The organism is Streptomyces sp. CLV115, from assembly GCF_038448545.1.
In the GTDB taxonomy this organism is placed as follows: Bacteria; Actinomycetota; Actinomycetes; order Streptomycetales; family Streptomycetaceae; genus Streptomyces; species Streptomyces sanglieri.
The window spans coordinates 1-9356 of record NZ_JBCEWQ010000235.1; the positions used below are offsets into that span (position 1 = coordinate 1).

Sequence of the window (9356 nt, forward strand, 5' to 3'; positions counted from 1 at the left end):
CGCCCCCCCCCCCCCCCCCCCCCCCCCCCCCCCCCCCCCCCCCCCCCCCCCCCCCCCCCGCCCACAGCTCGGCGCCGGACTGGACCGGATGATCGACGCCCACGAGCGCGGCCTGCTGCTGACCGCAGAGCAGCAGGCCGCGGTCTTCGGCCCGCAGTGGGATCCGGACGGGCCGGCCCGAGCCCGTCAGCGCTGGGGAGACACGACGCAATGGCGGCAGTACGCCGAACGCTCGGCCTCTCGCGGTCCGGAGGAGTGGCAGGCCGTCGCCGACGCCGTCGCCGCCCTCGACCGCGCCCTCGGAGATGCGATGGCCGCCGGCGTCGCACCCGGCAGCCCGGAGGCGAATCAGCTCGTCGAGCGGCACCGTGCGGTCTTTGCCTCGTACTTTCCGCTCACCAGGCAGATGCAGGTCTGCCTCGGCCGCATGTATGAGGCCGATCCGGCGTTCGCCGCCCACTACGACGGCATCCGCGCCGGCCTCGCCACCTGGTTCCGCCACATCGTCGACGCCGAGGCGCGAGCCCACGGCATCGACCCCGACACCGCGGTCTGGCAGTAGGGCGCGGTGCCGAAGACATCCGTCAACGGGCCGCGGATCATGCGGGAGTTCAGGCCAGCTCGTCCGCGAGCAGATCCATCAGCAGACCGTCCTCCCAGACGCCCGTCCGGTGGTTCCGCCAGTACGCCCGCATGACTCCCACGGGCTTGAACCCGACCTTGCCGTAGCAGCGGATGGCCGCGGAGTTGGCCGCGGCGGGATCGATGGTCAGCCGGTGATGGCCGCGTTCCCGCACCAGCCACCGGGCCAGCGTGCGCACCGTATCGGCACCGAGTCCCTTCCCGTGGTGCCTCGCCGTCAGGAATATGTCGATGCCCGCGCGGCGGAACTCCGGATCGGTCTCTTCGTCGAACTGGACGGCCCCGATGACCTCGCCCTCGAAGACGACGGCCAGCATGCCCTCGTAGTCGTCCGGGGGCGACCACCACGCCGCGACTTCCGGTTCCCTCACGACTCCTTCGAGGATCTCGGCATCGCCGTCGGCCACCGTCCGCAGCACGATCTTGTCCCCACGCAGCTCCATGTCCTCATTCTCCCCGAGGGGTACGGAGAACGCGCCGTCTCTCGCCCATCGCACGCCAGGGCTTCCCCGGCCAGTCGGTCCGGGGCGGACGCGGCGACGTGAGCCGCCTGCGGAGCAGGGCTGTGTCGGACTCGCTGTGCTGCGACCGGGGCTTGGTACGTTCGGGCGTATGACGCTGCGTTCGGTGGATCTGCGTAAAGAGCCTGTGGAAGCCGTACTGGACCGTGTGGAGCGGTCGCTGGACGTGCGCCTGGAGCGCAAGGCTGTGGTGCGTAAGCGTCGGTCTGTGGGGGCGCGTACGGACCGTGGTACGTGGGTGCGTGTGGAGCGACGGGGGCTCGACCGGATCGGGGTTCAGGGAGGGGACGGCACCGCGTCCGCGGAGGCTTTGCACGGGGTTGCCAAGCCGGCCTGGTTCGCCGGGGTCGCGTGGCGGGACGAGGCGGAGCCGGTGATGTGGCGGGCGGACGAGACGGAGCTGCTGCCCGGGACGCCGGTGGGCAGCGCCGTGGTGGCGGAGGATCCGCAGTTGTCCGAGGAGTGGTGGGCCGCGATGAATGCATCCCTGGATGCCCTCGCCGCGCAGCACACCAACCGGATCGCGACGCCGGATACCGAGACCCTCACGCAGGAACTGGTCACGGGAACGATCCACAGCGTCTTCCCCGGCGTCGACACGGTCGTGGTCGAACGGCGTCCGGCCCATGCGGATTTCAACTGGGCGAATGTGGCGGGGCCGGTGTTCTGCGTGTTCGACTGGGAGGACTGGGGCATGGCCCCGCGCGGCCTGGACGCGGCAAGTCTGTGGGGTGCCTCCCTCGCCGTCCCGGCTCTGGCCGACCGCGTCCGCAGCGAGCGGCGTGACGATCTGGATACCCGGGACGGCAGGCTGATGACGCTGTTCGTCGCCGCGAAGATCCTCGGCCCCCACGCCGACCCCGACGACCCCCGCCCGGGGGCCGCCCGGGAGACGGCGGAGCGAGTGGTGAAGGAACTTCAGACGGGTTGACGGCGGGCCTGGAGAAGCTGCCAGTACTCCTGGACCACCTGGTCGTCGACCTGGTACGACAGGGCCTCGACCAGTTCCCGCAGGTGCTCCACGTTGTCCGTACCGACCGCGACCGCGTCGACCCGGGGCAGGCTGTAAGCGGAGCGGAACGTCGCCTGAACCCTCGTGGCCGGCAGTGCGTCCCGCAGGAAGATCCGTGGGTCGAACCTCCCCCACACTGCCTCGCTCGTACTTCCGCCGAAGGGGCTCATGCCCCACACCCGCGACGGCCGCCACCGCGCCGCGATGGCCTCGGCCGCTTCGAGGACGTCGACACCCACGAGCAGCCCTGACCGGACCATGAGGACGTCGGGGCAGGGTGCGTCCAGGTCCACGAGCGGGCGCGGATCCCAGCTGGAAACACCCCAGCCCCCGCACAGCCCCGCCTGCGCGGCGCCGACCAGGGCCGCGCACGCCTGCGCCAGCGTCTCGGCGTCGGGGCGGGAGTGCTCGGGGTTGTGAAGAAGTACCACGTCCGGTTCCCGTCCCAGGTTCTTCGCGGCCTGCTCGACCCCGGTGCGCAGCCGAGCGGGGTCGAGGGAGTGTTCCCCGGGGAAGTACCCGACCTTGGTGGAGATCGCGAAATTCGGCAGGAGATCGCCGGCCTGCGTCCTCAGCACCTCGTGTGAGCGATGGCGGAGATAGTTCGAGGCGGTGTCGAGGCACGCTACGCCGAGGTCGGCAGCTGCTTCGAGTACGTCACGGGGGTGACCAGACCGGTGTAGCCCGAGGACGACATTTCCGTCAGTGGTTCGCACAGCCCCTCCGTGATGAGCAGGTCGGCCAGGGTGGTGGTGTCCACGTCCGCACCGTCCAGGTAGACCGGGTGACCCGACAGAAGCGCGCGGAGGCCCGGTTCGGCGCGCGCGTGGAAGGTCAGCCGCTTGCCCCCGCCGCAGACTTCGACCGTGTCGCCCGCGCGGGCGATGGAGGGGCCGAACTCAGTGACGGCAGCGACCGCCTCCGGTCGGCCGAAGGCGGTCACGTAGGGCATGTGGCGTGCGGGCGGGGTGTTGGACCGCAGTCCATCCAGGTACTGCTCGGGACCGTAGGCCTCGGCCAGAGCACTGAGCTTCTCCGTCAGCACCTTGTGCGCGGTTCCCTCTGCGCCTTCCAGGTCACGGCGAAACGCCTCATCGGCGCGGGCGGCGTCGGACAGGAAGTTGGCCCATGTGACGCCGGTCCGTCTGGTGAACCCGAACGTCACATGCAGCGAGTGGCCACCGTCGCCGGAACCGAGACGGGTAGCGGTGTGCCAGAAGCCACGGGGAATGTGCATGACGTCTCCCGCCCTCATAGTGCCCTTCCACAGCACTTCCTCGGAGGGCGTGCGGTTGCGTTCGGCGTCGCGGTACATCGGCGCCGACCGGGACGGACCACGCACCTCCCATGATTTTTCGCCCGAAAGCTGCACGGCGATGACCTCGTGGTCGTCCCAGTGCAAATGGAATCCGTCGGTTTCACCGACCGCTAGGTATGCGTTGGCGGAGGTCAATTCGCCGGACCACCAGCCCAGGGCCCGGCAGGCGACTTCCAATGTCGGGTCGAAGAAATCCACGTGGTCCAGGACCACGGTGCCGCCGTCGTTGAGGATCCGCCCGAGGGCCGCCATGTCGGCCTGGCTCACGGCCTGCCTGCGTCGGTTGACGTTGGTGGACAAGAACACGGACGGATGTGTCTCGTCACCCTCGGCATAGCAGCGAAGCTGCGGACTGGACAGGTGGCAGCGCTTGATCAGGTCCAGCAGTCTGTGCGGGGTCAGCAGGCGGGCAAGCAGCTCCGGGTCCGTGAGACGGCCGCGGGCAAACGCGGTCCCCACAGAACCCGGCCGTCCCAGCCAAGAGCCTTCTCAATGTGGGTGACGAGCCGGTGCTCCATGGGCTCCCTTACTCCTTCGGAAGGTTCAGGTCGCGGTTGTCCCCGTCATCACCCGCGCTGTTCTGCGAGCTGGTGACGTCGGACCGCTCGGACTCGCTGCGGTCGTGCGCGGTCGCCAGCTCCTCCACCGCAATCAGAAGCGCGGGGCTGGCCCCTGCTACCTGTGTGGACGCCCTGTCTGCCATCTACGCTCTCCTCTCATCCGCTGTCGCCCAGCTCCGGGCAAGGTTTGAGTTAACTCGCGTCCATCAGGGGGCAATAGAGCGCGTTTCGGACAGAACAAGGGCCTGCGGAGCTTGCTGGGCCTCCATGACGCACTCCGCCCAGACCGTCTTGCCGACGACCCGGTCCTTCACGCCCCACGACGTCGCCAGCGCCGCGACCAGATGCAGGCCGAACCCCGATTCCGCGCCGGGCCGGGAGGGCCGGACCTCCGGCCCCCGCTCGCCCCGCGCGTCCGACACCTCGATACGGAGCGTGTCCGCGAGGGCGATCAGCCGCAGCTCGAAGTCCCGGCCCGGTACGAGCCCGTGCAGCACCGCGTTGGCCGCCAGCTCGGACACGATCACCGCGATGTCGTCGGAGAGCCCAGACCCGTACGGCACACCCCACGTGTCGAGTTGATGCACCGCCAGATGGCGGGCCAGCCGCGCGCCCCGACGGGTGGCGCTGAAGCGTTGGACGAACTCGGCGCCCGCAAGGGTGATTTCGGCGTTCATGTGACTCAGCGTGTCCGGTTGCTCGTACGCTGACCAGGAGTGACACCACGACGCCGAGCAGTTGTACGGGCACGCCCGGTCGGCTGTACGGGGCGTCGGCCGTGACCGGGTGGACAGAGAGCGGTGCGGGACACATGGAGAAGGAAGTGCGGCCCGAGCGGCCGGCCGAATCGGACGGAACGGCGCACCTTTTCAGGGCGCTCGGAAAAATGATCAAGGTGCTGCGCGAGCGCGCGGGCATGAGCCAGCGGGAGCTGGCCGTCGCCACGCACTGCGGGGAGGACCTGATCTCCGCGATGGAACGGGGGGTACGGACGTCTCAGCCGGAGTTCCTGGAACTCGCGGATGGCGTGCTCGGCGCGGGTGGCCTGCTCCGGTCGACGGTCGGGGAGGTGCGGGAGGCGCTGGCGAAGGCGCGTACGCGGCATCCGGAGTGGTATCGCGGCTACGCGAATCTGGAGGCCGCCGCGTCACAACTCTACGTCTACAGCAACCAGTCCGTGCCCGGGCTGCTCCAGACCGAGGCGTATGCACGCGCGATCTTCGCCCAGTGGAGGCCGCTGCTCAGCGAGGAGACCATCGAGAAGCGGATCGCCGACCGGCTCGACCGGCAGAAGATCTTCGAGCCATGGCCCTCCCCCACGTTCCACTTCATCCTGGACGAGAGCGTGCTGATGCGTCCCATCGGGGGCCGCGACGTGCATCGGGAGCAGTTGCAGGCGCTCCTGCGCATCGGCCGCCTCAGGACGGTAGAGCTCCAGCTGGTGCCGCTCGACCGCACCGACCAGCCCAGCATCGACGGCCCGTTCACCCTGATCACCCCCAAGGGCAAACAGCAGCTCGCCTACCTGGAGATTCACGGGTATCCGAGGCTCATCACCGAGCCGGAAGAAGTCCGGGCGCTGGCCGTCCGCTATGGAATTATGCAGTCGGTGGCTCTCACTCCGGGGGAGTCCATGGCCGCGATCGAGAAGATGCTGGGAGAGCGATGAGCACCGGGCAACTGAACTGGTTCAAGAGCAGCTACAGCAGCGGCGGTGGGGGTAACTGCATCGAGGTCGCCTACGAGTGGCGCAAGAGCAGTTACAGCAGCGGCGCCGGTGGCGAGTGCGTCGAGGTCGCTGCCCACTGGCGCAAGTCCAGCCGCAGCAGCGGCGAAGGCGGCGCCTGCATCGAGGTCGCAACCTGTGCCGCCGCCGTCCACGTCCGTGACTCCAAGAACGTCCAGGGGCCCCGACTCGACGTCGCCCCCGGCGCCTGGGCGGCGTTCGTTTCGTACGCGCAGCAGGGCTGAGCGCCTGGTACGACCGGCGTCCGCCGGGTCGTGACAGCCGCGACCCGGTGGACCGCGACGCGGCTGACCGGGACGCGGTGGGCCGCGGCGTAAAAGCTTTTAAGTCTTTGTCTTGAGGACGTAAGAAAAACCCGACCCGACCCGTCTCTGTAACCTGCGGGCCCCTGTCACTCGCGCGGGTGACATCGGGCAACTCAGCTGGATTTCGGGGCAGCTTGCGGGCATATGCTCACGCCAACACAACCCCACACGTACGTCGGCCCTCGGCCGGGAGTGATGATCCCGAACGAGGGCCTGACCACCAAGGAAGAAGCACCTTCCCGATGGATACACAGCAGGTTAGCGTGCCCGCACGCTCCGCGCCCGCCGTTCGCGGGGGCGGGTCGCCGACGTCCGGCATCCGCCACATCAACACCCGCCAGACCAGCCGGTTCACGATCATCGGCAACCACCTCGCCCAGCACCGCGAACTGTCCCTGCTGGCGATCGGACTGTCCACGTACATCCAGTCGCTGCCCGCCGGGGCGCGGATCGGCATCAAGAAGCTCGCCGAGCGCTTCCCCGAGAGCGAGGCCCGTATCGCCGCCGCGCTGCGCGAGCTGGAGGCCCACGGCTATCTGCGGCGTACCCGCGAGCGACTACCCAACGGCCGTGTCGTCACGCGCACTTGCTCGTACAACCAGCCGACCGGCACCGCACAGCGTCACCTGGCACCGGCACCGGCACCGGCGCCGACCCCGGCGCCCAAGCCGCGCCGCCAGGCCCCCGCGCCGACGCCCGAGCCCGCACCCCTGCCCGCGCCCGCGCCTCCGCCTCCGCCGCTCCCCCAGCCGCGCAACCCGCTCCCCCAGTACCTCCGGGCGGCCACCGCGTTGCTCACCGAGCTTCACCGGCACGCGGCCGAGATGACCCTCACCGAGAAGGACGTCGTCCTGCTCGCCCCCGCCGCCGCGACCTGGTTCGAACGTGGTGCCACGCCCGCCGCTCTCCGGCACGCCCTCACCCACGATCTTCCCCAGCCCCTCAGGCGTCCCGCGAAGCTCCTCCGGTACCGGCTCACGGCCCTGCTGCCACCCCCGCCGGTCCTGGGCGGCCATACCGTGCCGCTCCAGAACTGCGACCGCTGCGACCGCGCCTTCCGCTCCTCCACGCCGGGCGACTGCCGGGAGTGCGCGGCCGATCGTCACCGGCTTCCACCGGTCTCCGCGCATGGCTGAACGCACAGCGCTGAACACACAGCGCTGAACACACCCGCACCGGGCCGCGGAAATCCACGACCCGGTGCGGGGCGAGCCGTCCGGATCAGACGGTCGGGGAGGCCGAGAACGTCGTGTTCCGGTAGCCCTTGCCGTCCTTGTCCCAGTCCAGCTGGAGGAATCCGTCGGCGAGGTAACGGCCGGACCCGGCCGCGTACTTGAGGACGCCGGTCGTGTAGCTGCCGTTGCCCTTGTAGTCGCCGTGCTCAAGGCGGGACTTGATGCCGGTGTAGTTGGCCCACTTCACGACCTTGTCGGGGCCGGACACGCTCTTCTTGGTCTGAAGGTGGAAGCGGGCGGCGTCGAACTCGCTGGGGCCGTCGACGAACCAGGCCGGCCCGTCCCAGCTGATCTTGGCGTAGGTGTAGATGTTGCCGCTGGAGCGCTTGGCGCAGAGTTGCACGGAGAAGTCGAAGTTGTCGCCGTAAGGACCGCTGTATGCCGGGTTGTCGACGGAGTGCTTGCTGGTGGTGCAGTGATAGCTCGCGGCGGCGGCCGGGCCTGCGGTCGCCACCATGGCACCGCCGAGCACTGCGGTGGCGGCCACTATGCCGGATATCGTGCGGGAAATCGTGTTCACGGCTTTTCCTTCATCAGGATGCCCAGCGGGCAAGCGACCGCGAGTCTGGCTTCGCGTCGGCCCGCTGTGAGCTGGTGGTGGGGGGCGGAGTGCCGCGCACGCTACCAAAGGCGCCGGGCCACCATGGCGTCGGACCGAACGGGTGCGGTCCCCGCCGTCCTCCGTATCCTTACCTGATGTTCACAACCCCTGAGCTCGTCATATTCGACTGCGACGGCGTTCTCGTCGACAGCGAACGGATCGCCGTACGCATCGAGGTCCAGATCGGCGCCGAGCTGGGATGGCCGCTGACGGCGGACGAGGTCGTCGAGAAGTTCGTGGGCCGGTCGAACAAGTCCATCAGCGAGCTGGTCGACGCCCGGCTGCCCGGCAAGTCCGCCGCCTGGCAGCAGCGCTACGAGGCCCTCCACCGCGAGGCGGTCGACCGTGAACTCGTCGCGGTGGAGGGGATCCACGAAGCGCTGGCCGCCCTCACGCTCCCCACCTGCGTGGCGTCCAGCGGCAGCCACGAGAAGATGCGCCACACCCTGGGCCACACCGGGCTCTACGCGCACTTCGAGGGACGCATCTTCAGCGCAACCGAGGTCGCACACGGAAAGCCCGCCCCCGACCTCTTTCTCCACGCGGCCCGGCGGATGGGGGTCGACCCCGCCGCCTGTGTGGTCGTCGAGGACAGCAAGTACGGTGTGCAGGCCGCCCGTTCGGCCGGGATGCGAGCGTTCGGCTACGCGGGCGGACTGACTCCGGCGCACTGGCTGGAAGGTCCGGACACCGTGGTCTTCGACGACATGCGCAAGCTGCCGACGCTGCTGTCCGGGAGCTGAGAGTCCCGGCCGCGCCCGGGAGTACGGGGTACGGGGTGCGGAGCACCCCGTACCGGACAAGCCCGGAGACGTCCGGTCGCGGCCCGTCGCTCGCCATGCCGCGCGGCGCTCCGTACCGTCACCACTCGTCGTCGTGGCCGATCACCCGGAAGCTGCCCACGACGGCGTTGTCGAGGAACCCGCTGCCCTGGACGGTACGGGCCGCGACGCCGTACGTGCTGCCGTAGGGGCCGACCGTGGCGACCGGGGCACCGCCGTCACAGGCGAACCCTCGATAGACCTCGACGACGTTCCGGCTGTCGTTGAAGATACTGAAGCTAGTGGAGCCCAGCCCGCTGGCCGCGCTGATGCAGCCTTCCGAAAAGCCGGAGTAGGACCGTTCGTTGAAGTAGATCCGCTCCTCCTTCTTCCGGTCGTGGCCGCGACCGCGCCCGCCCCGGTCACCGCCCTCGTCACCGCGCCCGCCCCGGTCACCGCCCTCGTCACCGCGGCCACCGCCGTCACCGCCTTCGTCACCGCGGCCACCGCCGTCACCGCCTTCGTCACCGCGGCCACCGCCCTCGTCGCCGCGGCCACCGCCGTCGGAGCCTTCGTCACCGCCGCTCTTGTCCCCCTGGTCCCCCTTGGCCTCCGTTCCGCCTTCGCTGCCGAGGGGGACCAGGGGGACAAGAG

At 69.7% G+C, this 9356-nt stretch carries 11 protein-coding genes and 2 pseudogenes; 6 read left to right on the plus strand and 7 right to left on the minus strand.

Annotated elements, in window-relative coordinates:
* Positions 1-64: 64 nt before the first annotated feature.
* A pseudogene (locus tag AADR41_RS39590) lies at positions 65-562 on the plus strand (TipAS antibiotic-recognition domain-containing protein); the annotation flags it as partial.
* 49 nt (positions 563-611) lie between these two features.
* Here AADR41_RS39590 and aac(6') read toward each other — a convergent pair.
* Positions 612-1085, minus strand: coding sequence for an aminoglycoside 6'-N-acetyltransferase (gene aac(6'), locus AADR41_RS39595; RefSeq protein WP_342287097.1), 474 nt, complete (start codon positions 1083-1085; stop codon positions 612-614).
* Positions 1086-1254: 169 nt separating this feature from the next.
* Here aac(6') and AADR41_RS39600 point away from each other — a divergent pair, with 169 nt between their 5' ends.
* The gene (locus tag AADR41_RS39600) at positions 1255-2094 is read left to right on the plus strand and encodes a hypothetical protein (protein WP_342287098.1); all 840 of its coding nucleotides are present in this window, start codon (positions 1255-1257) and stop codon (positions 2092-2094) included.
* Here AADR41_RS39600 and AADR41_RS39605 read toward each other — a convergent pair.
* The 4 genes and pseudogenes from AADR41_RS39605 to AADR41_RS39620 form a co-directional block, all read right to left on the minus strand.
* Complete coding sequence (locus tag AADR41_RS39605) at positions 2082-2891, minus strand: aldo/keto reductase (RefSeq protein ID WP_342287099.1); 810 nt, start codon at positions 2889-2891, stop codon at positions 2082-2084. The genes AADR41_RS39600 and AADR41_RS39605 overlap by 13 nt on opposite strands.
* Positions 2801-4011 (minus strand): annotated as a pseudogene (locus AADR41_RS39610) (JmjC domain-containing protein). The gene AADR41_RS39605 and the pseudogene AADR41_RS39610 overlap by 91 nt, the downstream one beginning before the upstream one ends.
* 8 nt (positions 4012-4019) lie before the next feature.
* Entirely contained in the window at positions 4020-4196 is a 177-nt protein-coding gene (locus AADR41_RS39615; RefSeq protein ID WP_342287101.1) for a hypothetical protein, read from the minus strand.
* Positions 4197-4259: 63 nt separating this feature from the next.
* On the minus strand, positions 4260-4730 hold the full coding sequence (locus AADR41_RS39620; RefSeq protein WP_342287103.1) for an ATP-binding protein: 471 nt from the start codon (positions 4728-4730) through the stop codon (positions 4260-4262).
* A 134-nt stretch (positions 4731-4864) separates the two neighbouring features.
* Between AADR41_RS39620 and AADR41_RS39625 the strand changes: the two genes are divergently transcribed.
* The 3 genes from AADR41_RS39625 (at position 4865) to AADR41_RS39635 (ending at position 7241) form a co-directional block, all read left to right on the plus strand.
* Positions 4865-5722, plus strand: a complete 858-nt coding sequence (locus tag AADR41_RS39625) for a helix-turn-helix domain-containing protein (protein ID WP_342287104.1) — start codon at positions 4865-4867, stop codon at positions 5720-5722.
* The gene (locus AADR41_RS39630) at positions 5719-6024 is read left to right on the plus strand and encodes a DUF397 domain-containing protein (RefSeq protein ID WP_342287106.1); all 306 of its coding nucleotides are present in this window, start codon (positions 5719-5721) and stop codon (positions 6022-6024) included. Before AADR41_RS39625 ends, AADR41_RS39630 begins: the two co-directional genes overlap by 4 nt.
* Positions 6025-6347: 323 nt before the next feature.
* Positions 6348-7241, plus strand: a complete 894-nt coding sequence (locus AADR41_RS39635; RefSeq protein WP_342287108.1) for a helix-turn-helix domain-containing protein — start codon at positions 6348-6350, stop codon at positions 7239-7241.
* Positions 7242-7326: 85 nt separating this feature from the next.
* Here the strand turns inward: AADR41_RS39635 and AADR41_RS39640 are convergent, their stop codons facing one another.
* Positions 7327-7860: a hypothetical protein gene (locus tag AADR41_RS39640; RefSeq protein ID WP_342287110.1), complete on the minus strand. Its 534-nt coding sequence runs from the start codon at positions 7858-7860 to the stop codon at positions 7327-7329.
* A 176-nt stretch (positions 7861-8036) separates the two neighbouring features.
* Here AADR41_RS39640 and AADR41_RS39645 point away from each other — a divergent pair, with 176 nt between their 5' ends.
* Entirely contained in the window at positions 8037-8684 is a 648-nt protein-coding gene (locus tag AADR41_RS39645) for an HAD family hydrolase (RefSeq protein ID WP_342287112.1), read from the plus strand.
* 118 nt (positions 8685-8802) lie between these two features.
* On the opposite strand, the gene AADR41_RS39650 is transcribed toward AADR41_RS39645, so the two are convergent.
* On the minus strand, positions 8803-9356 hold a 554-nt coding region (locus AADR41_RS39650; protein WP_342287113.1), incomplete at its 5' end, for a hypothetical protein.